This is a genomic window from Paenibacillus sp. MMO-58 (genome assembly GCF_037146255.1).
Taxonomy (GTDB): domain Bacteria; phylum Bacillota; class Bacilli; order Paenibacillales; family Paenibacillaceae; genus Pristimantibacillus.
The window spans coordinates 16,107-36,109 of sequence record NZ_JBBCVY010000022.1; the positions used below are offsets into that span (position 1 = coordinate 16,107).

General features: G+C 49.1%; 23 protein-coding genes. 5 read left to right on the forward strand and 18 right to left on the reverse strand.

Translation table 11 applies throughout. From position 1 onward, the window contains the following. Nucleotides 1–322: 322 nt before the first annotated feature. From WFJ73_RS32040 to WFJ73_RS32070, 7 genes are all read right to left on the reverse strand, one after another. Nucleotides 323–1,090, reverse strand: a complete 768-nt coding sequence (locus WFJ73_RS32040) for a nucleotidyltransferase domain-containing protein (RefSeq protein WP_336776842.1) — start codon at nt 1,088–1,090, stop codon at nt 323–325. A 596-nt stretch (nt 1,091–1,686) separates the two neighbouring features. Next, entirely contained in the window at nt 1,687–2,064 is a 378-nt protein-coding gene (locus WFJ73_RS32045; protein ID WP_336776843.1) for a hypothetical protein, read from the reverse strand. A gap of 169 nt (nt 2,065–2,233) precedes the next feature. Then, the gene (locus tag WFJ73_RS32050; RefSeq protein ID WP_336776844.1) at nt 2,234–2,803 is read right to left on the reverse strand and encodes a GNAT family N-acetyltransferase; all 570 of its coding nucleotides are present in this window, start codon (nt 2,801–2,803) and stop codon (nt 2,234–2,236) included. A gap of 56 nt (nt 2,804–2,859) precedes the next feature. Beyond that, entirely contained in the window at nt 2,860–3,357 is a 498-nt protein-coding gene (locus WFJ73_RS32055; RefSeq protein WP_336776845.1) for a 2,4'-dihydroxyacetophenone dioxygenase family protein, read from the reverse strand. A gap of 332 nt (nt 3,358–3,689) precedes the next feature. Next, nucleotides 3,690–3,845, reverse strand: a complete 156-nt coding sequence (locus WFJ73_RS32060; RefSeq protein ID WP_336776846.1) for a helix-turn-helix domain-containing protein — start codon at nt 3,843–3,845, stop codon at nt 3,690–3,692. A 150-nt stretch (nt 3,846–3,995) separates the two neighbouring features. After that, nucleotides 3,996–4,790 carry a TrmH family RNA methyltransferase gene (locus WFJ73_RS32065; RefSeq protein WP_336776847.1) on the reverse strand — a complete coding sequence of 265 codons (795 nt, stop codon included), beginning with the start codon at nt 4,788–4,790 and terminating at the stop codon, nt 3,996–3,998. Between the two features lie 8 nt (nt 4,791–4,798). Further along, a complete protein-coding gene (locus WFJ73_RS32070) occupies nt 4,799–5,464 on the reverse strand; it encodes a potassium channel family protein (protein WP_336776848.1) in 666 nt (221 codons plus the stop codon). 155 nt (nt 5,465–5,619) lie between these two features. Between WFJ73_RS32070 and sspI the strand changes: the two genes are divergently transcribed. After that, complete coding sequence (gene sspI, locus WFJ73_RS32075) at nt 5,620–5,847, forward strand: small acid-soluble spore protein SspI (protein WP_336776849.1); 228 nt, start codon at nt 5,620–5,622, stop codon at nt 5,845–5,847. On the opposite strand, the gene WFJ73_RS32080 is transcribed toward sspI, so the two are convergent. From WFJ73_RS32080 to WFJ73_RS32100, 5 genes are all read right to left on the reverse strand, one after another. Continuing rightward, on the reverse strand, nt 5,844–7,043 hold the full coding sequence (locus WFJ73_RS32080) for an alpha-D-ribose 1-methylphosphonate 5-triphosphate diphosphatase (protein WP_336776850.1): 1,200 nt from the start codon (nt 7,041–7,043) through the stop codon (nt 5,844–5,846). The genes sspI and WFJ73_RS32080 overlap by 4 nt on opposite strands. A 127-nt stretch (nt 7,044–7,170) precedes the next feature. Further along, a complete protein-coding gene (locus tag WFJ73_RS32085; RefSeq protein ID WP_336776851.1) occupies nt 7,171–8,271 on the reverse strand; it encodes a Gfo/Idh/MocA family protein in 1,101 nt (366 codons plus the stop codon). Next, complete coding sequence (locus WFJ73_RS32090) at nt 8,258–8,959, reverse strand: ThuA domain-containing protein (RefSeq protein WP_336776852.1); 702 nt, start codon at nt 8,957–8,959, stop codon at nt 8,258–8,260. Before WFJ73_RS32090 ends, WFJ73_RS32085 begins: the two co-directional genes overlap by 14 nt. Before the next feature lie 30 nt (nt 8,960–8,989). Next, complete coding sequence (locus WFJ73_RS32095) at nt 8,990–10,159, reverse strand: Gfo/Idh/MocA family protein (RefSeq protein WP_336776853.1); 1,170 nt, start codon at nt 10,157–10,159, stop codon at nt 8,990–8,992. 29 nt (nt 10,160–10,188) lie between these two features. Continuing rightward, nucleotides 10,189–11,193, reverse strand: coding sequence for a LacI family DNA-binding transcriptional regulator (locus WFJ73_RS32100; protein ID WP_336776868.1), 1,005 nt, complete (start codon nt 11,191–11,193; stop codon nt 10,189–10,191). 217 nt (nt 11,194–11,410) lie between these two features. On the opposite strand from WFJ73_RS32100, the gene WFJ73_RS32105 reads away from it, so the two are divergent. Together WFJ73_RS32105 and WFJ73_RS32110 are read left to right on the forward strand one after the other, a co-directional pair. Continuing rightward, nucleotides 11,411–11,752 (forward strand): TM2 domain-containing protein, encoded by a 342-nt coding sequence (locus tag WFJ73_RS32105; protein ID WP_336776854.1) that lies wholly within the window; start codon nt 11,411–11,413, stop codon nt 11,750–11,752. 9 nt (nt 11,753–11,761) lie between these two features. Next, complete coding sequence (locus tag WFJ73_RS32110) at nt 11,762–12,148, forward strand: TM2 domain-containing protein (protein WP_336776855.1); 387 nt, start codon at nt 11,762–11,764, stop codon at nt 12,146–12,148. Nucleotides 12,149–12,210: 62 nt separating this feature from the next. Here WFJ73_RS32110 and WFJ73_RS32115 read toward each other — a convergent pair whose 3' ends face one another. From WFJ73_RS32115 to WFJ73_RS32130, 4 genes are all read right to left on the reverse strand, one after another. Then, nucleotides 12,211–13,800 (reverse strand): peptide chain release factor 3, encoded by a 1,590-nt coding sequence (locus WFJ73_RS32115; RefSeq protein ID WP_336776856.1) that lies wholly within the window; start codon nt 13,798–13,800, stop codon nt 12,211–12,213. Between the two features lie 42 nt (nt 13,801–13,842). Then, nucleotides 13,843–14,469 (reverse strand): cyclase family protein, encoded by a 627-nt coding sequence (locus WFJ73_RS32120; RefSeq protein WP_127491048.1) that lies wholly within the window; start codon nt 14,467–14,469, stop codon nt 13,843–13,845. Between the two features lie 39 nt (nt 14,470–14,508). Further along, on the reverse strand, nt 14,509–16,053 hold the full coding sequence (gene zwf, locus WFJ73_RS32125) for a glucose-6-phosphate dehydrogenase (RefSeq protein ID WP_336776857.1): 1,545 nt from the start codon (nt 16,051–16,053) through the stop codon (nt 14,509–14,511). Between the two features lie 123 nt (nt 16,054–16,176). After that, entirely contained in the window at nt 16,177–16,854 is a 678-nt protein-coding gene (locus WFJ73_RS32130) for a YwmB family TATA-box binding protein (RefSeq protein ID WP_336776858.1), read from the reverse strand. A gap of 185 nt (nt 16,855–17,039) precedes the next feature. Here WFJ73_RS32130 and WFJ73_RS32135 point away from each other — a divergent pair, with 185 nt between their 5' ends. Together WFJ73_RS32135 and WFJ73_RS32140 are read left to right on the forward strand one after the other, a co-directional pair. Beyond that, a complete protein-coding gene (locus tag WFJ73_RS32135) occupies nt 17,040–17,420 on the forward strand; it encodes a hypothetical protein (RefSeq protein ID WP_336776859.1) in 381 nt (126 codons plus the stop codon). Between the two features lie 75 nt (nt 17,421–17,495). Further along, a complete protein-coding gene (locus WFJ73_RS32140) occupies nt 17,496–18,161 on the forward strand; it encodes a hypothetical protein (protein ID WP_336776860.1) in 666 nt (221 codons plus the stop codon). A 106-nt stretch (nt 18,162–18,267) separates the two neighbouring features. Here the strand turns inward: WFJ73_RS32140 and WFJ73_RS32145 are convergent, their stop codons facing one another. Further along, nucleotides 18,268–18,966, reverse strand: a complete 699-nt coding sequence (locus WFJ73_RS32145; RefSeq protein ID WP_442956011.1) for a response regulator — start codon at nt 18,964–18,966, stop codon at nt 18,268–18,270. Between the two features lie 4 nt (nt 18,967–18,970). After that, the gene (locus WFJ73_RS32150; protein ID WP_336776861.1) at nt 18,971–19,984 is read right to left on the reverse strand and encodes a sensor histidine kinase; all 1,014 of its coding nucleotides are present in this window, start codon (nt 19,982–19,984) and stop codon (nt 18,971–18,973) included. Nucleotides 19,985–20,003: the final 19 nt, after the last annotated feature.

Genomic DNA, 20,003 nt, shown 5'->3' on the forward strand with positions numbered 1-20,003 from the left:
CTCACAGAGTCTTCGCTCCCACATTCCTTCATTCAACCTGTCCATGAGGTGGAGGTCGGATATGCTGCCCGACAGGATCTTCGTCCGTATGATAGTTCTGTTCCGACTCATCCGTGCTTCAATTGTCTGTATTCCGTATTAATGTTCTACTAAGAAAGCATTGAATAGGTACCGCTTCGTGCTCGATGGCCAAATAATTTGTTTCACAGTAATAATCTTCTTACATACCGATCAACATCCTTATTTTTTTGATGCCCCGACGGACTTAGGGGCTGGATGTGTTCACTCGCTTCTCAGAGTGACCCGGAGCGTCAATATGGTGTTAGCCGAAGGAAGTTCTGGAAGCAGCCATTGCATTTAAGGCGTTCTCAAAATAGCTAAATACTTCATCTGCAATTCCCAGAAACTCTTCAACAAGTACATTACTATCTAAGTAACAAGCATACAGATAATCAACTAAAGCGGAGTCAATCTCACAATAGTTTAATATGCCATTCTTCATCTTTATAATGTCATCTTGCCATACACCTGTATCTTCTAAAACCAAAGAGTATAATGCACGAATTAATCTCTTAGAGTAACCTTTAATATATCTAGTTTTCATTGTGTTATCACTAGCATTAGAAAGTAAACTATGTATACGATCTACTTCCTCCTTGGTCTCTGTATTTAAGGCTAAAATGAACTCTGGAGAAATAATTATGGGTGGTACTTTTTCACCAACATCATGACCATATACGCAAACACAAATTATCTTAACCCAAAAACCCCACTCATTTGGTTTACTTAATACATCGTCAATCGAGCAAATTATCGTATCAATCTTAGTTACTACTGGATATTCTTCCAAAAGCCTATCTTTAATATTTGTCAATCTTTCGTAATCAATATCTTTGGGATGTGCACATACAATAGTAAAGTCTGCATCTGACTTAAAAGGTATAGCAGTTCCTTTTGGAATCGAGCCACACATATAAATGCTATGAATCTTACCTTTAAATTCAGTAAGTATATTATCTATATACTTATCAACAAACTCCTTATATTCACTTTGTATTACAATTCTATTTATAACTTTTTCTAATATCATATAGACTCCTCCTAAATTAAGAACTTCTTTCGGCTAACGTTCTGGTATTCACGAGCCCGAGAGGTTAAGGACCGTAGGGAACGGGTCGTCAGACTTAGCCTCGCAGGGTTGTCCGGCTGCCACGCTTCCCCGAAATCACTCTGCCGGACCGAGGGCGTCAGCCCGAAGCGTGAATATGGTGTTATCGGACGGTCTCGCCTTCATTGAGATACCTTCAAAATGTCTTTCATCTTCTATCGCTCTTAGGACTCAATTTCTCTCTTAATCTTCAATTGCTCTTCTATTGTCTTTTGATCTTCAATCGCTATTCTATATTCGTCCCCACATGTAGTCTCTTCACCTCGAAAATAAACGGCCCCTTAGATCACTGAACTAAAGTTCTTCGTTAGTTGAACGATCATTGTCATCATAATCGTCATAAGCATCTCCGAGTGGCTGGAAATCCGTCAGGAGGGACGATCTGGCATTGATACTCCTTGTTTTCAAAAAGCATTACTCCTCCGCAAAGTTCATAAAAGTGTTTAAGATCCTCAGGGAGGCTGTAATCCTCCGTTTCTGGCATACCTTTTACTGGATTAACTCTACAGTGGGGTAAGCTAGCTATCTGTCGTAATAATGCCTCTATGTTCTTCAAACTTCATCGATCCTCTCCTGTTCCACAAAACATTCTTAGGGTCTAGGTCACCATGACTGATGACCATATTCGTTAACATTTGCTTAGCTGAATTTATAGCTTCGAGATTCCAATCGTTAAGCATTTGACAGATTAGCAATGAGTTCGGATCTGATGAAGTTTTGCATGGCTGTTGGTCTGGCCATAATTTCTCGTTTAATGCTTTGACTACGTATTTACCTGAGGTGGTTTGTACTGCATACATACGATGTAATAAACCGCCTGATAACGCAGTAGGGGCAATTGTTATATCACCAAGCCCTAATTCATTACATAGAGCTTCTATTTGACGAGGGTCCATTCTTATTCACCTTCCCACATCATCTACCATTTCGTATAATACAATTTCTTTGTAGCCATTACGATGTGCTGCCAGATCGCTTAACGACAGAAGGAGCAACTGCCGCGGCGGCAAACTGCTCCCTGGAATGATCAAACTAAAGTTCTCCGTTAGGTTAACAATGTATGACTTATATAAGGTCTCTTATAAGTTCCAATGCCTGCACAGTTTGATTCTCATATCCTCCTGGTGCATTTTCATAAAGCTCCAACTCAAATCCAGCCCACTTATAAAGCTTTATTGCTTTAAAGGCCCAAGTTGATGTAGGTATATACATTATTTGATCACCTTCCACATCTATCATATGCCTTATGCCTTGTGCAATTATCGCTTTACCAAGTCCTAATCCTTGAAAGCGCGGCTTAACAGCAACCCACTGAACAAATGGATGCCGACGAATCCCTGTATATCTCCACCAAGCAGTAAAAGTACCAATTTTTTCGCCGTCATCAGCCTTAATAAATAAAGTTCTTATTTTAACTTCATTTATGTAAGGAAGATAGTTCATAGTAAAATACTCCAAAGCAACTTCTTTAGAGCTAAATTCCAAGACAGATGTTTCAATTTCCGCCCACGATTCTTCATCCCCAGCCTGAAACATTTCGAAAGAGAATCCTTTAGGTAATGAAGCTTGTGGAAGCAGTGTTCCTGCATTACGTTTAAGAATGACTCTGTACCATTCCAAACTCGTATCAAGCATAACTCCCCTCCTTTTTTGTCTCCCGATACCCTATGGGATAGATGTAGTACCTAGACTTAATATATCAGGTCATCTCTGGCTTCAATCCCATGCAATTCGCAATAAGCTCTATACTTATTTAAAACGGTATAAATATCGTCTTGACCAACAATTTGATCATTCTCATCAAAGTACTGTAGAGCTCCCCCCAATATAAATAGCGTTATTACTTCATCGTTCTCCGTTACAAGGGTATGAATGTCACCCGGTGGCTCGAAGATAAAGGTTCCCGGTTCAGCAATCCATTCTCGCCCTTCATATCTCCATTTTCCCTGAATATTATAGCCAATTACCGATCCACCAGTGTGTCGATGTCTTCCCAAAACCTGATTACACTTAATTTTAAATAAGTAAATCCATGTTCCAGTGTTTAGATCAAAGCGTAAAGGTTTGAAGTAGCAAGAGTGATTATCAGTGAAAGGAACCCAGGGTAAATCTTCAATATTCACAATACGCTCTGGCAACTGAAATCTCTCTGCGAGTTTTATTACCGATTCTTCAATTAGGGAATTCATTAGCAGCACCTTCATTCAATTTGGTTAGATCATATCATTCGATATTAACCCATATTTAACCTTTATTACCAATAGCGTAACGAATTCAATGAAACAGGGAGCAGCACCTCGGGGCTGCTCCCTTGGGATAGGTTTCATTCAATAAATTTGTTGGGCTTTGCTCTTATTCTATCGACGGTTATTTTCATATCCAATGATAAAAGAAGAGCCTAACTCCTCATCTATTATAAAATTATCCTGCTCGTCAATAACTTCTGTCCACTTATAAATAAAAAGCGATAGCTAAGAATAAAAGATTCTTAGCTATCGCTTACGAAGAAAACTATTATGTTTTATTTTTCATCCAAAAGCCAATTCAAATCAACTTGAAACTTACTTCTTAATTGCTGAAGAGTATCGGCTGATGGTTTAGTTTTTCCCTTCTCAATTTCACTTAATCTTTCCTGAGAGATTCCAAGTTTATCTGCAAATGAAATTTGACTCTCCACTTAAATGACTGAAACTCCATATTAACTATGGAGTTTTCCCTTAATTTTGAAACGTCATTCCTATGACAAAATTACGTTCAAAATGAGTGAAAAAATACGTTCCAACTAGTGACAAACTGAATTACAACTCACATGATCTTTTAGAACTTATCAGCTATACTTCCGCTGTCTCAAAGCCTCATACAGCAGCACCGTTGCGGCCATCGCTACGTTCAGTGATTCGGCTTCACCTTGCATCGGAATAATAACCGATTCATCCACTGCCTGCCGTACCGCCTCGGACAACCCCTCTGATTCATTGCCCATCAGGAGCCAAGTGCCGGCCGTCCAGTCATATGTATAGCAGGTGTGCGTCGCCTGCAGGCTTGTCCCGACAAGCTTGATCCCATTGCTCTGCGCCTCGGGCAGCAGCTCCGCAAGATCCGCCTCGATAATCGGCAGATGAAATAAAGAGCCCATCGTAGAACGCACCGTCTTTGGGTTATACAGATCAACGCTGCCTTTACCCAGCACGACCGCATCCGCGCCAACCGCATCCGCACTGCGGATAATCGTGCCGACATTGCCCGGATCGCGTACACCGTCCAGGACAACTACAAGGCTGTCATTGCGGAACAAAGCGGTATCGTCCCGCTTCAGCTTCTCCAGCACGGCGAACACCGGCGGCGGCGTATCGGTTCCCGTGCATTTCGCCATCACTTGGGTTGTTGCCTGCACCCATTCCGCTCCGCCTTCCCCGGCAAGCTGCTCAAGCTCATGCGGAATGCCGCGCTCCGTATTGTATACGACGCATTGCACGGCAGCGGAGGACTTGAAGGCTTCCTGCACAAGATGGACGCCTTCAATAATGAATAGGCCTGTCCGGTCCCGGTATTTTTTATCCAGCAAGGAAGCCCACTGCTTCACCCGTTCATTTTGAATAGAGGTTAATAATAAATGATTCATAATTCCGATCAGCCTTCCGAATAAGCTATTTCCAAATTGGATAAATCCGCGTTTCTTCCAACGATAACAAGGACATCATCCGGACGGATCAGATCATCCGGATAAGGAGCGATGTTCATTTGTCCATTCGTCTTGATCGCCATTACGTTGCATTTGAATTTCGCCCGGATGTCCAGCTGCTTGAGGCTTTTCCCGATCATCGCTTCCGGCGCTTTCAGATCAATAATGCTGTGATCCTCCGAGATCTCGATATACTCCAGGATATTAGGGGAAATCAGATGATGAGCGACGCGCAGACCCATATCCCGCTCCGGAAAGACCACTTTATCCGCGCCAATCTTCGTTAGCACTTTGCCGTGCAAATCGTTTTGCGCTTTGACGACAATCATTTTAACGCCGAGATCCTTCAGGATCAGCGTAGTCAGAATGCTTGCCTGAATATCTTCCCCGATGGCCACCACGACAACGTCAAAGTTGCGGATGCCAAGGGAACGAAGCGCCTCTTCATCCGTCGAATCCGCCGATACGGCATGGGTAACTTTATTAATGGCGTCCTGGATTTTGTCTTCGCTCGAATCGATAGCCAGCACCTCAAAGCCCATTTCCGTTAGCGAACTGGCGATACTGGAGCCGAACCGCCCCATTCCGATAACTGCAAATTGTTTCTTGGCCATTTCGTTTCATCCTACTCCCTTCAAAGCATGCAAGATGCGTTTACGACATTGCCTAATCCTGATTATTATAGCATATCCACCACGCCCGGATGAAAATCGCCCAATTCGGAAACAGTAATGAAGCACGATTTCATGAAGACTTGGAGGGAATCCGATTGATTAATCTGGATTTGCGTCAAGCCATTATCAACAACGTCAGAAACAACACAAAAGAACAAATGAAGGACGTTATCGAGGACTCCGTAGGCAATGAGGAAAAAACGCTCCCCGGACTTGGCGTATTATTTGAGCTGATCTGGAAAGAGATATCCGCCGAGGAGCAGTCTAAGCTTGTTGATGCCCTGCATGCGAAGCTTCAGCAACTGAAGCCGGATGCAACCTAACGCACATCTGCTGTATAGACGGTTTTGCCGCCTACAATGGTATGCGTAACCCAAGGATGACCTTGGTATTGATCAACAAGAATTAAATCTGCAGCTTTACCCGGCGCAATCGCTCCGAATTGATCGGCAATGCCAAGCGCCTGCGCCGGGTAAAGAGTCCCCAATCGTACAGCCGCCGGCAAATCTAATACTCCCTGCTCTGTGAGCATAAATATAGCTTTCAATAACGAGGACGGATGATAATCGGAGCAAATAATAGTTGCTTCGCCTTCCTTAATAACATCCAACGCGCGCAGGTTATGATCATGGGAACCTCCTCTAACGAGATTAGGCGCTCCCACGCATACGAATAGACCCGATCTGGCGGCATATTGGGCGGTTTCCATGTTAATCGGGAATTCCGTTACCGAAATACCAAAACCTCTAGACCGCTCTACTTGCTCCACCGAATCATCATCATGGGAAGCAAGCCGGATGCCCTGCTGTCCAGCCAAACGGCTGAGCTCGCGGAGATTCTCCCAATCGATCTGGTTTCTGCGCATAAGCAGCTCTTCAACGATAACCTGTACTTCCTCGATGCCAACCCCTTGATTTTTCATGACATATCGTTCAAAAGATCCCGGCGCCCTATATTGTCCCTGCCCCGGGGAATGATCCATAAAGGACAAGTAGTCTATCTTCCGGTCTTTGATATACTGTTCAACGATTGGATAACCCGCTAAGTAAGAGACTTCGTAACGCAAATGAATCCGGTTGCGGATAACCGAGCGCTCCCTCCGGTACTGGTCGATACATTCAACCATCCCCGTCAACAGATGATCTCCTCGCAAGCTTAAGCCAACGCCAAGAGACAAAGAATGGTACATCGTTGTAATGCCATGAAGCGGCATTTTGCGTTCGAATTCCAGGAATGACATCACAAGCGGAAATAAAGTATTAGGCCGTGGCTGCACTTCTTTCTCTATCGCGTCGTTATGAATATCGATTAGTCCGGGGAGAATGTATCGCCCTGCTGCATCAATCCGATTCATAGCTCCCTCTCCGCAGCTATGCTCATACTGCCGAATAGCTTCTTCATCAGTCAGAAGTGCATCAATGATACCCTCCTTCACGGCAATCGCTGCAGCAACAAGCTGGTCTTCAAGCACAACTACTCCATTCCGGATGAGCAGACGGTTTTGCGTTTGAGCAATCATCAGGCCATAACCCCTTTCATGCTTCTCCCCAAAAGATACCATAATTTAACTCTATTCATAAGAGGGTTGAGGCGAAAAAAAAGCCGGCGGGATACCCGCCGACCTAATATTGCTTATATTTAATGGATTAGTCCAAGCTGTTTGGCTGAAGACCAAGTTTAAACGGCGCCGGCTTCTCGCAGCTGCTCTTCATGGTGTAATGCGCGCCTTGCTCGGCCGCATCGAAGAACCCATGCATCGCTTCCAGCACATGATAAGCAAGCTCGCCGCTTGGACGCGCTTTGCGTCCGGTAAGCGCCGCTTTCGCAAGATCGGCAGCGCCTAGACCGCGTACGTTATCCGTGTTCGGATATACGAGCGGAATCTCCGACCATTCATGCGAGCCCGCGCGTTTGAACTGGATAGGACCGCCAAACGTATTCGGATCCGGAACAAGCAGCGTTCCTGCGGAGCCGTATACTTCGATGCGAGGCAAAGTGGAGCCGCCCTTCACGTCAAAGGTTTGCAAAATCGTTCCAATCGGGCCGGATGCAAATTCGATAATACCCGCGACATGCGTCGGAACCTCAACCTGAATCTTTTGCCCGAACTTCGGCTGGCTCGTAATCGTCCGTTCCGGGAACGAAGCGCGGGCCATGCCGGTTACGCGGCTGATTGGTCCAAGCATAGCTACCATAGCTGTCAGATAATACGGACCCATATCAAACATCGGGCCGCCGCCCTTCTGATAATAAAACTCCGGTGCCGGATGCCAAGTCTCATGACCGCCCGACATCATAAACGCCGTTGCGCCGATTGGCGTACCGATCCAGCCGTCTTCGATCAGCTTGATGCTCGTCTGGATACCGCCGCCAAGGAACGTATCCGGCGCGCTGCCCACAAGCAGCCCTTTTCGTGCCGCTAGCTCAAGCACGGCTTGCGCTTCTTCGCGGGTAACCGCAAACGGCTTCTCTACGTATACATGCTTGCCGGCTTCAAGCGCCTGAAGGCATACCGACGCATGCGCCTGTGGAATCGTCAGGTTGATGACCATTCCGATTTCCGGATCGGCGAGCAGCTCTTCCACCGAGCAGCCGCGGATGCCGAACTCTTCGGCTTTTGCCTTCGCGCGGTCTACATCCAGATCGGCGCAAGCGACCATTTCCATCGAATCGAACTTCGTAGCGTTGTTCAAATACGCGCTGCTGATATTGCCTGTTCCGATAACACCGACCTTAAGCTTTTGCATGAGCGTGAGTCCCTCCATTTACCGCTGCCGTTTTGCCTTCCGCGCACCAGTTGAAGCCCCGGCGCATCATTTCTTTGACAACGGGAATATCAATAATGTTGGCTTGATGGCCAAGAGAGTTATAATAGACGCGTCCAACACCCCAACGCTTCGTCCAGGCTACCGGCATATCAACCGCCTTGTTCAGGGAGTGAGGCCCTTCCGTCACCGGGAACCTGGTTGTTGCCAGCACTTCAACGGCCGGATCGACATGCAGATAATACTGCTCCGAGCTGACTTCAAAGTCTTCGATGCCTTCCGTCAGCGGGCTGGAGCTATGCTTGATGTTTACGACATAATCGGTACCGTCATTGCCCGGATGCGCCACCCATTGGCCGCCGGTCATGAACTGCCAGTCTACGTTTTCCCGGAAAGCATCGCACATGCCGCCATGACAGCCGGCAAGGCCAACGCCGCTTTGAACGGCTTCCGATACGTTTTGCACATATTCCGGCTTAATCTTGTCCATCGTCCAGATCGGTACGATCAGATCGAGGCCCTTCAGCTTTTCCCCGTCCGCAAACGCGTCCAGCGTATCCGATACTTCCACCTCGAAGCCTTCCTTCGCCAGCACGTCTTCAAAAATACCTGCAACTTCCTTCGGCTGATGGCCGTCCCAGCCGCCCCATACGATCAGTGCTTTTCTCATCGTCTTCGTTAGTCTCCTCTGCCCGCAGAATTATTGGAACTCTTTCAATGCAACCCAGCGACGCTCTGCTATCGAACGCTCCACCGCAACAAGCACCTCTTGGCATCTCACGCCGTCATGGAAGTTCGGCACCGGCTGGCGGTCTTCCGCGATTGCCGTCATCAGCTCATGCACCTCATGAGTGAATGTATGCTCGTATCCGATTGTGTGACCAGCCGGCCACCAGGCATCCATGTAAGCATGGGAAGCATCGGTTGCGAGTACGCGGCGGAAGCCTTGCACATCGTCGGCATCCTCCGTGAAGTACACCTCCAGCTCGTTCATCCGTTCGAAGTCGAACTTGATGCTGCCTTTGCTGCCGTTAATCTCGAACGCATTCGTGCAACGGTGGCCTGCCGCAAAGCGGGTCGCTTCAAAGCTGCCAAGCGCGCCATTATCGAAACGAGTCAGGAACAGCGTTGCGTCATCAACCGTGACTTCCCCGCGCGGCGCGTCCGCACCGCTTTTTGTTGCGCTAAGACCAGTCATCGATTCGGAAACCGGACGTTCCTTGACGAACGTCTCTTCCATCCCGATGACTTCCTTGAACTCGCCAACGAGGAAACGGGCCATATCGATCAAGTGAGCGCCAAGGTCGCCATGCGAGCCGGAACCGGCAATTTCCTTCTTCAGGCGCCATACCAGCGGGAACTCCGGATCAAGAATCCAGTCCTGCAGGAAGACGGCGCGGAAGTGATGGATTTTACCGATACGGCCTTCGGAGATCAGCTTCTTCGCCAATTGGACAGCCGGAGCAAAGCGGTAGTTAAAGCCAACCATATGCTTCACGCCTGCTTTCTCGGCAGCAGCCAGCATTTCGTTCGCATCTTCAAGCGTCAAAGCAAGCGGCTTCTCGCAGAACAGATGCTTGCCCGCCTCGGCGGCCGCAATCGTAATCTCCTTATGAGCATCGCTTGGCGCATTAATGTCGATCAGATCAATATCCTCGCGTGCGACCAGCTTGCGCCAATCCGTCTCGCCGCTCTGCCAGCCGAACTGCGTCCGCGCCTTCTCGAGACCCACCGGATCACGGCCGCAGATCGCCGTCATTTCAGGCAATACCGCGGTTTCCGGGAAAAACATCGGCAGCGCGCGGTACGCGTTGCTGTGTGCTTTACCCATAAATTTATAGCCAACCATTCCGACACGAAGTTTGCTCATTCTTAAACTACCGCCTCTCGATAAGTATTTTAGGTTGTTTCTCGCTTAATGAGTTGAACGGGAAGAATCGTATTCCCCGGCTCCTCGGTTTCCGCTGCCAGCAGCTTCATGGCGGCTCGACGTCCCATCTCGTAAAAAGGGACCGATACCGTCGACAGCTTCGGCGTTACGATTCTGGAGCTGTCTGAATCATCGTAACCAATCAGGCCGATATCCTTGCCCGCTTCAATACCATGCTCCCGAAGGCCGTCCATCAAGCCAATCGCCATCCGGTCATTAGCCGCAAAAACAGCGTCAATCTGCTTGCTCTTGATTCCCTCGACTAACCGTGAGGCCGCTTCATACCCGCTCTTCCTGCTGTAATTACCGGTGAATATCCGCTCTTCCTCGTACCGAATTCCCGATTCCTCCAGCGCCCGCTTATAGCCGGCAAGCCTGTCCCCGCTGCTCGAGAAAGCGTCCGGCCCGTTCAGGAAGGCAATCTGCTTGAAGCCGTTTGCAATCAGATGCTGAACAGCCGTATAGCTTCCCGATTCATGGTCCGCATCGACAGTCAGGTATCCTTCCTCGTCAAAACGCTGGTTCACGAGGCAGAACGGATAACCTTCCTCCTGAAGCTCGGCTAGCGCGGCACGTTCCTCGGCAACATTTTGAGCGCCCAGCACGATACAGGCATCCACCTTCTGCGTTCGGAACAGCTTTGCATAATCACGCGGGCTGTCCGGCTCCCGGAAGATTAGCAGCAGATCATAGTTGCAGGCTTTCGCCGCCTCGCCGATCCCGCTTAAAATTTCCGCGAAGTAATAGGTCGAGAACAGATGAACCTTCGGCACAAACGGCAGAATGACGCCAACGTTCCCGCTTTTCCTCCTGGCAAAACGCTGGGCAAGCGCGTTAGGCACATACCCCAGCTCTTTGGCCGCCTCCAGCACGCGGATTCGAGTCTCTTCCTTAATAGGCCCTACATTGTTAAGTACCCGGGATACCGTTGCTTCCGATACACCGGCCAGCTTCGCTACTTCTTTCCTGCTGATAGTCGGCGCCTCCTGTTATTGCATTTATTACTTAAGTCATTTATTGCTGTTTTGCTGTAATGTACACGCGTACATTATGGCATGAAAGCGCTGTTCCGTCAACCGGATAAGCCAATAAAGATTTCCATTATCTTTACGAAGATTTGGGTTGTATGATTTTTACATAACCCCTATACTTTAGCTGGTGGACTACAATTTAGATAAAGGGGAGCAGTACATGTCATTTAACATCGCGCAAAAAAGCCAACTAGACGCCAGGGAGTTACTTCTGCTGGAGCAAGAGGTGAGGGATCGTGGCAAGAATATGATCATCGCTTACGTGCTCTGGTATTTCCTCGGCATGTTTGGCGGTCACCGCTTCTATCTCGGGCGTACGGGCTCCGCTATTGCACAGCTTATTCTTTCCATTTCCGTTATCGGTGTGATTGTGACTTCCATCTGGTGGATCGTGGATGCTTTCCTCCTGCACACATGGGTGAGAGACCGCAACCGTGCAGTCGAGGGCCAGCTTATTGATGAAATATTGTCTCACAAGCATTTTCACGGTGGCTCATTCTAGGGGGTCTTCATGAACCGACAAGACCTCACGCTGAATGAATTGATGGTATTCAACTCCGAGATGCGGAGTAGCGAAAAATCGGCAGCTATCGCTTATCTAATGCTTCTTGGCGGTCACCTGGGTGTACACCGCTTTTATCTGAAGCGCAAGAAAACAGCCATTATCCAGCTGGTTCTCTTCCTCATCGCAACTCCAGCCTATATATTTTTCAGTATTGCCTCCGCATCTGAACAAGAGGCCTTACAAATTATCGGCATCATCCTATTCGCCTTGCCTGCCGCTGCCTTGTTCATCTGGGTTATCGTGGATCTCTTCCTGATCTCCCGAATGGTCAAAGAGTACAACAAGGAAGTCGAACGGGATTTAATTGAGCAAATTATCCGCTACAGGCAATAGCAACGCAAAAAATCCCCTGATCTCAATCGATCAGGGGATTTTTATTTTGAGTCTGTCTCCGCTTATGGAGCAGTCTCCAGGAATTTCATGGTAGGATTCTTATCCATCGCGGTACGCATCGCGTATTCATTCTCGAAGAGAACAACATAATTGCCCTTTTTGTCCTTCACAAGGGTAGAGTTGATCCGGAACTTCGAAGGATCGATCTTATCGTCAATGATCCAGCGCGCGAATTGGAAAGGCATACGGTGCAGCTGAATATCAACTCCGTATTCACCCTTCATCCGGTACTCGAATACCTCGAACTGCAGGTGTCCGACTACGCCAAGAATCGTTTCGTCAGCAAAGCCGCTTGCGGAGTAGAATACCTGAATGGTTCCTTCCTCCGTCAGTTGGTCTATCCCCTTCTGATACTGCTTATGCTTCAAAGCGTTCTTCACGGTAACCTTGGCGAAGATCTCCGGAGAGAACGTAGGCAGCTCGTCGAATACGACTTCGGAGCCTTGCGACAAGGAATCGCCAATCCGGAAAATACCCGGGTCGAACAAACCGATAATATCGCCCGGATATGCCGTCTCGACAATATCGCGGTCTTGCGCCAGGAATTGCTGCGGCTGGGACAGCTTAATGTCTTTGCCTGCACGGACATGACGGACGCTCATACCGCGCTCGAAACGTCCGGAGCAAATCCGAAGGAAAGCAATACGGTCGCGGTGAGCCGGGTTCATGTTCGCTTGAATCTTGAAGACGTAACCGGAGAACTTCTCGTTTGTTGGGTCAACGGAACCGCTTGTGCTCATCCGCGGAGCCGGCTTTGGTGCCAGCTCCAGGAAGTTCTCCAGGAAGGTTTGAACGCCGAAATTATTCACGGCGCTGCCGAAGAAGATTGGTGTCAATTCGCCTGCCCGAACTTTTTCGAAATCAAACGGATCGCCCGCTACATCAAGCAGCTCCAAGTCCTGTATAAGCTGATCATGGAGGTAGTCGCCAGCCATTTCGCGAATGACCGGATCCGTATAATCCTCGACTTTACGAACCTCAATCGTGCTGTGGTCATTGCCTTGGAACAGCTCAACCTGATGTTTCATCCGGTCGTATACGCCGCACAGCTCGCGGCCCATGCCGATTGGCCAGTTCATTGGCACCGAACGTATGCCAAGTACCCGCTCCAGCTCTTCCATCAGCTCGAATGGGCTTTGGCCTTCACGGTCCAGCTTGTTAATAAAGGTGAAAATCGGAATACCGCGTTTGCGGCAGACTTGGAACAGCTTGATCGTCTGCGCCTCGACGCCTTTCGCAACGTCGATCAGCATGACCGCGCTGTCCGCTGCAGTAAGCGTGCGGTACGTGTCTTCGGAGAAGTCCTGGTGACCAGGCGTATCCAGAATGTTAACGCGATGTCCCAGGTAATCGAACTGCATCACGCTGGACGTAACGGAGATACCGCGCTGCTTCTCGATTTCCATCCAGTCGGATGTAGCGTGGCGGCTCGCTTTGCGTGCTTTTACCGACCCAGCAAGACGAATAGCTCCCCCGAATAAGAGGAGCTTCTCTGTTAATGTGGTTTTACCCGCGTCAGGGTGAGAGATAATCGCAAAGGTACGGCGCTTATCTACTTCCTGTGTGATTTCATTACTTAACGTTTGGCTCATGCTTGCCTTCCCTTCATAGCGTCGCCGCGAAGCAACGCTCCTTTATCCATTCCCGATCAACAGCGCGCGTGCCGGCGCCGCTTCAATACCGGTCAATTTCAAAGGCGCAATCACCATGAAATAAGAGCCAGGGGGCACTTCCTTCAGGCGAAGCCCTTCTACAATAATGACATTGTTGCGGAATAACGTCCGGTGGGTTGGATACTCCGCCTGGGAGCGTTCAATCCCAAGTCCGTCCGTACCGATTCCGCGAACCCCTACCTCAACGAGGTAACGGGCGCCATCCTCCCGCAAGAATACAAAATCGGATTCAAAGGAATCCGTAAATGAGTTCTTCGTTTTTACGAGAATGAACTCGCCCTTTTGCAGGCCATGCTTCTCCAGGTCTTCTCTTGTGATGCTGTCGTTCACGTCCGTGAAGTCCAGAACGCGGGCATTTCCGACGAGTTCCTCGAGACCAATTGTTTCGATTGTTGAGCCATCCTCCGGCAACATATGCAGAGGCGCATCGACATGGGTGCCGCAATGGACATCCATATCGATGCGCGATTCGTTAACGCCGTCTGGAGAGGTAGGCTGGGAGTTGATTTCGGGCTGCTTGCCGTCATGGTTGCCCCATACCGGCATGCCCTTTTCGATTGTCATCGAAATATCGTAAACCTTAAACATAAAGGCATATCCCTCCGTCAGCGGTGTGCTAGAAATAAATTACTTGCCGCTATTCGATACCCAAATCACATTGTCTTCTTCTTGCCCGTTAACCGGCCACCATTTGAAGCCGTCTTGCGCCAGCAGCTTTTCAGCTTTCTCAGGGCCCCACGAGCCTGCAGGATAGTGCTGCAGATCAGCCGAATCTTCGCGCCATGCATTAGCAATGCGGTCAACGAATTCCCATGCTTGCGCCACTTCATCCCAACGGGTGAAGTACGTCGAATCGCCGCGAACCGCATCATGGATCAGGCGCTCGTAAGCTTCCGGCGTATTAATGCCGATTTGGCAGCTTTGGCAGAATTCCATGTTTACGGGCTGAACCGAATTGTCTTCGCCCGGCGTTTTGGCATTTACTTTAATATAGATGCCTTCCATCGGGTTAACGCGAATAACGAGCAGGTTCGGCTGCAGGTCATGACGCTGCGCGAACAATACGTTTTGCGGCATCGATTTGAATTCGATAACCACTTCCGTTGTTTTTACCGGAAGGCGTTTGCCTGTACGGATATAGAACGGTACTCCCGCCCAGCGGAAGTTGTCAACCGCCAGCTTGGCGGCAAAATAAGTTTCCGTTGTGGAGTTCTCGCCTACCGAGTCCTCTTGGCGGTAACCAGGAAGCTCTTTTCCATTGAGGGAGCCTTCGCTGTATTGACCGCGTACAACCAGGTTGCGCACTTCGTCGCTCGATTTGTACGGACGAAGGGAGCGAAGCACCTTAACCTTCTCGTCGCGAATATCTTCGCCATGCAGACGGCTAGGCGGCTCCATTGCGATCATCGTAAGCATTTGAAGCATATGGTTCTGGCCCATGTCTCGAAGGGCGCCAGACTTGTCGTAATAACCGCCGCGCTCTTCTACGCCAACCGTTTCGGAGAGCGTAATTTGCACGTTTGCGATATGATTATTGTTCCAGAGCGGCTCAAAAAACGCATTCGCGAAACGGATCACTTGAATATTTTGCACCATCTCTTTGCCGAGGTAGTGATCAATACGATAGATTTCTTCTTCTTTGAAGACTTGCGTGATTTGGTCGTTCAGCTTTTGGGCCGATTCCAGATCATAGCCGAACGGCTTCTCGATTACGACGCGGTGCCAGCCTTTGGATTCGAGCAGTCCGCCGTCGCGCAGGCTGAACGATACGGGGCCGAACAGCGACGGTGCAAGCGCCAGATAGAACAGACGGTTACCCGGAATATTGAATTTGGCATCCAGTTGATCGGACAGAGTAGCCAGACCGCGGAATGCTTCCACATTGTTAATGTCAAGCGGCATATATTCGAAGTGCTCCGCAAAACGGTTCCAGAGCTCTACGTCATCTGCTTTGTAACGGCAGAATTCCACAATCGACTCATACAGGTCGGCGCGGAACTGCTCGTTAGTACGCTCTCTGCGCGCGAGGCCTACAACGGCGAAATTTTCAGACAGCTTTCCTTCTTTATATAAGCTGAACAAGGCAGGAAACAACTTGCGCTTCGCCAAATCGCCTGTCGCCCCGAAGATATAATAAATAGCGCCTTGCGCATTTGATGATTCAACGTTCATTTCAGTTAGTTCCCTCATTCTTTCCATATATTTTTTTATTTTTATTTATGTAGTTTAGCATATTAATCCTTAAACTGCTATTCATCCAATCATAAAAAAAACTAATTAGCCATCATATTTCTTCTAATCGTTTTCCGCTACGGAAACGGTGTAATCTCCCGTAATTAGCGGGGTTCCGACGATCAGAGACAGCGCCCCGGACTCCGTTTCCCGATGTTCGGCAATTTGCAGATTCGCCTTCTTCCCCGCTCCCGCTTCCACCGAAGAGAACAGCTTTTCCGAGTAGTAGGCTTCGCTGACCGTTCCGCTCTCGTCTTTATACCGGTCAACCCGCTTGCCTCCCGCGGCCTGGGCCAGGCGTACCGCTGCGTTATTATATTCCGTCTTTCCCCGAACCGTCATACCTCCGGTATAAGAAACGCCCGCCTTCTTTAAGATGGCTTCCGTACGGTTTACAACGGCAAGCAGCTGCTCCTTATCCGCCTTTTGCTCGGTTGTAAATACAAGCATTGCCTGATGATCCGACGTTAGCGGGAATATGGACAGTGTTCCCTGCTTCTGCCCCTTTTCATCCGCCTGAAGCTGTTGTTCCGCTTGTTCCAGGTCAGCTTTCGTCCCTTCAATATCCCATCTTATTGTCCATTCCGTATTCGCCGCGCCTTTGCTGTAGAGTTTGTCCGTCCACTGCCATAACAGAACGAGATCATGAGCAACGATTCCCGGATTCTCGTCGGACCGGAGCTCATCCCTATTGAAGACTGCCCAGATGATGCCGACCACCAGTACAACCGCTGCCAACATAACTGCTCGCCGTGCTTTCCGCCGGTTGGACTGCTCGGCATACTTTTGAACAAAACGATTCGCTGCGATGACAATAACCTCCCTTAACCGTTTATTACTGCTAGGTGTTTAACCATACCTATTCGCCTCTGGGTGAATACACTGGTTGCAAAGCCTAATGCAAGTAAACATAAGGAGGAGCCTGAATGGAACAGATTTATCCTCTCGAGGAAGATAACGTATCGCGGTATTGCGGAATGCCCGTGTATATCATTATGAAGGATGGAACGAGGCATATCGGCATGTTGAGCAGATGCACGGGCGGAAAGCTTACGCTTAATGGAGATCCTAACGTTTCCGCTGCGGATGAGCCGGAGGATGTTCCGGTTAAATCTTTGAAGAAAGGCAAAAAAAACTCGAAATCCAAATTCCAGCAGCAAGCCAAATCAAGCAAACCGGAACAGCCCGTCCAAACGCAGTCCTACCCGTTTGACCCTTATTACTACGAGCCTCGCCCTTACTATCCGTTCCGCGATTTGATCACGCTTGATTTTGCGCTTATTGCCTTTTTATTTCTTTTGTTTTGACAGACACCATTCGCCAGCCTTTGCTGCGAAACCATACTATGCTGATCATACCAAAGGTAAAGGGAGGCCGTTTATATGCAAATGATGTCTATAATGCCTGCCAGGCAGACCGACCGGCTTCAAGCCGTTTCTCCGGTTCGCCCTTACGGCACAAGTACATTCCGTGAAGAAGAGCCGATAAGGCTGCCTCCCGGATCTGCTCTATTTGACAGCTTCGATTGGGGTGTCCCTTACCGTCATGCTGCCGAAACGGCGGCAGGATGGCTTCGGCATAGCAGACAAGCCCAGCTCATGATCCGGCTCTCCGCCCGTAAAATCAAACTAAATCCATCTTTATCTGTTATTGAGAAAGAACTGAAGAAGGTGGCAGCAGCCGTAAACGGACTCCTTGCTTTCCTTCAAGAAGCTGAACCCTTCCTAAATCCGCAGCTTAAGCTCTCTATCGAGCAAGCAATGTCCCATCCTGCTGCGGTTGAATATGGTCTAAGGCTTGTGAACGGTACCTGGCGGATCCAACTTCCGGATTCCTGCAAGAACGATTCCTCCGTTCAACTGCTTACGGGTCCAAAAGGCTGGATCACCTGTCTTCACAAAGCGCTGGAAGAGCCTCTTTCTGCAAGAGTGCTCGATTTGCTGCGCAAGGATATGCCGCTTCTGCAGCCCTATAGCTGTTACTATAATTCCATGGCAACGTATTGGCCTTTTCCAACAAGCGGAATGCTTCTTAACCGCCGCCTTTAACTTATTTTAGCAAAAACTGGTCGTTCCCTCCAGCCGCCAGACAAAAAAAGGGGCTCTCCTAAAGTTCAACTTCAGGCAAGCCCCACTCTTATAAAAACCATGTATCCTACTCCGCAATCCCTTGCTTATGCGCATAAATCGCCGCTTGCGTACGGTCCTCAACGTCAAGCTTGTTAAAGATGTTCGTAATGTGGAATTTCACGGTCTTTACGCCGATAAACAGCTCGTCCGCTATTTCCTGATTGGACATTCCTTGCGCTACCCGCTTCAGCACGTCCATCTCCCGCTCCGTCAAATCATCATGAAGCGCGGCCTGTACCGGCTGCTTCGGCTTGCGGAGCCGGCTCATCATCTTGGCGGCAACCTGCGACTCCAGTACCGACTGTCCGCGTGCCGCTGCGCGGATCGCATCCGCAATCTCCGTTGCTCTCGCCGTCTTGAGCAGGTAGCTGAACGCCCCCGCTTCAATAACCGGATACAGCTTGCTGTCGTCAATAAAGCTGGTTAATACGATAACCTTGCACTCCGGATACAGCTCAAGCAGCTTTTGCGTTGTTTCGACGCCATCCATGCCATCCATAACAAGATCCATAAGTACGATGTCAGGCTTGTAGGCCTGAGCCAGCCGGATTCCGTCATAACCGTTGCTTGCTTCCCCTACGACTTCGATACCTTCTTCCGTATCGAGCACCGCAGCGAGTCCGATACGCACCATCTCATGATCATCCACTAACAATACTTTAATCCGTTCATTCAGTTGCTCGATCGGTTCCACCTTATTCACCGCTTCCTTCAACATGTACATGATCCTACTTCTCTATTTCTCCGTCAATCGGAACCCGGATATCTATGCTTGTTCCCTCTCCCGGTTTTGAAATCATATGTAAATAGCCGCCAAGCTCATTCACACGCTCTTCCATCGTTAATAATCCGTAAGAGGTTTGTTTCTTCGCTTCCAGATCGAACCCGATGCCGGTATCTTTTAATAACATACGTACTTCGGGGCCTTTCCGATGCAGCTTAATTTCCATACTTTCCGCTTTTGAGTGCCTAAGGGTATTCGACAAGGCTTCTTGCGCGATCCGGAACAAATGATCCTCCGCCCCCGGCTTCATCGTAATCGAATCATCAACGTCCAGATCAATCGTCATCGGCACCTTCTGCTTAAGCTCGTCCACCAGCGCGGTTAATGCGGCAGCCAGATTTTTGCCGTCCAGGTGAACGGGTCTTAAATGCAGCAGCAGGGCGCGCATCTCCGATTGCGCTACGGAAGCCATCTCCTCGATGAGCTGTACCTGTCTCTTCGCCCGCTCCCAGTCCCGCTCAATCGTACGGCTGACAGCCGTCGCCGTCATCGAGATCGCGAACAGCTGCTGACTGACCGCGTCATGCAGTTCTCTTGCAAGCCGCTGGCGTTCTTCGATAACAGCCGAGAACTTGACCTTCTCCGTCCAGATCGCATCGCTTTGCTCCTGTTCGGACACCGGAACACCGCCTTCCTCCTCCGCCGAATTCAGCGTTACCCGATAGCTGCGTCTGCGTTGCTGCTCGCTGAGCCGCTCAACCGCCTGCTTGAGCTTGGAATTCTGCAGAAAACCAACGATCGCTGCTGCTGCCATTGCTGCCCCGATTACGGTAAGTCCTAAGATAGCCCACTTGCCTTGGAAAGTATACAGTCGCACGTAACCAATCGCTTGCAGCACAATGATGACAAGACTCACGATAATAATGAGCCATAATACGGTCTCGGTCACATTTTTGCGTCTTGCTTCTTTATTGGGCCTCTCCGCACGATGGTGCTCATTCGCTTGTCCTTCAGCCATCCAGGTCCACTCCTTCAAA

Excerpts from the sequence above, each read along its gene's own strand:
- WFJ73_RS32040 (WP_336776842.1), bottom strand. The coding sequence starts at position 1,090 with ATGATATTAGAAAAAGTTATAAATAGAATTGTAATACAAAGTGAATAT.
- WFJ73_RS32045 (WP_336776843.1), bottom strand. The coding sequence starts at position 2,064 with ATGGACCCTCGTCAAATAGAAGCTCTATGTAATGAATTAGGGCTTGGT.
- WFJ73_RS32050 (WP_336776844.1), bottom strand. The coding sequence starts at position 2,803 with ATGCTTGATACGAGTTTGGAATGGTACAGAGTCATTCTTAAACGTAAT.
- WFJ73_RS32055 (WP_336776845.1), bottom strand. The coding sequence starts at position 3,357 with ATGAATTCCCTAATTGAAGAATCGGTAATAAAACTCGCAGAGAGATTT.
- WFJ73_RS32065 (WP_336776847.1), bottom strand. The coding sequence starts at position 4,790 with ATGAATCATTTATTATTAACCTCTATTCAAAATGAACGGGTGAAGCAG.
- WFJ73_RS32070 (WP_336776848.1), bottom strand. The coding sequence starts at position 5,464 with ATGGCCAAGAAACAATTTGCAGTTATCGGAATGGGGCGGTTCGGCTCC.
- WFJ73_RS32080 (WP_336776850.1), bottom strand. The coding sequence starts at position 7,043 with ATGATTGCTCAAACGCAAAACCGTCTGCTCATCCGGAATGGAGTAGTT.
- WFJ73_RS32085 (WP_336776851.1), bottom strand. The coding sequence starts at position 8,271 with ATGCAAAAGCTTAAGGTCGGTGTTATCGGAACAGGCAATATCAGCAGC.
- WFJ73_RS32090 (WP_336776852.1), bottom strand. The coding sequence starts at position 8,959 with ATGAGAAAAGCACTGATCGTATGGGGCGGCTGGGACGGCCATCAGCCG.
- WFJ73_RS32095 (WP_336776853.1), bottom strand. The coding sequence starts at position 10,159 with ATGAGCAAACTTCGTGTCGGAATGGTTGGCTATAAATTTATGGGTAAA.
- WFJ73_RS32105 (WP_336776854.1), top strand. The coding sequence starts at position 11,411 with ATGTCATTTAACATCGCGCAAAAAAGCCAACTAGACGCCAGGGAGTTA.
- WFJ73_RS32110 (WP_336776855.1), top strand. The coding sequence starts at position 11,762 with ATGAACCGACAAGACCTCACGCTGAATGAATTGATGGTATTCAACTCC.
- WFJ73_RS32115 (WP_336776856.1), bottom strand. The coding sequence starts at position 13,800 with ATGAGCCAAACGTTAAGTAATGAAATCACACAGGAAGTAGATAAGCGC.
- WFJ73_RS32120 (WP_127491048.1), bottom strand. The coding sequence starts at position 14,469 with ATGTTTAAGGTTTACGATATTTCGATGACAATCGAAAAGGGCATGCCG.
- zwf (WP_336776857.1), bottom strand. The coding sequence starts at position 16,053 with ATGAACGTTGAATCATCAAATGCGCAAGGCGCTATTTATTATATCTTC.
- WFJ73_RS32130 (WP_336776858.1), bottom strand. The coding sequence starts at position 16,854 with ATGTTGGCAGCGGTTGTACTGGTGGTCGGCATCATCTGGGCAGTCTTC.
- WFJ73_RS32135 (WP_336776859.1), top strand. The coding sequence starts at position 17,040 with ATGGAACAGATTTATCCTCTCGAGGAAGATAACGTATCGCGGTATTGC.
- WFJ73_RS32140 (WP_336776860.1), top strand. The coding sequence starts at position 17,496 with ATGCAAATGATGTCTATAATGCCTGCCAGGCAGACCGACCGGCTTCAA.
- WFJ73_RS32145 (WP_442956011.1), bottom strand. The coding sequence starts at position 18,966 with ATGTACATGTTGAAGGAAGCGGTGAATAAGGTGGAACCGATCGAGCAA.
- WFJ73_RS32150 (WP_336776861.1), bottom strand. The coding sequence starts at position 19,984 with ATGGCTGAAGGACAAGCGAATGAGCACCATCGTGCGGAGAGGCCCAAT.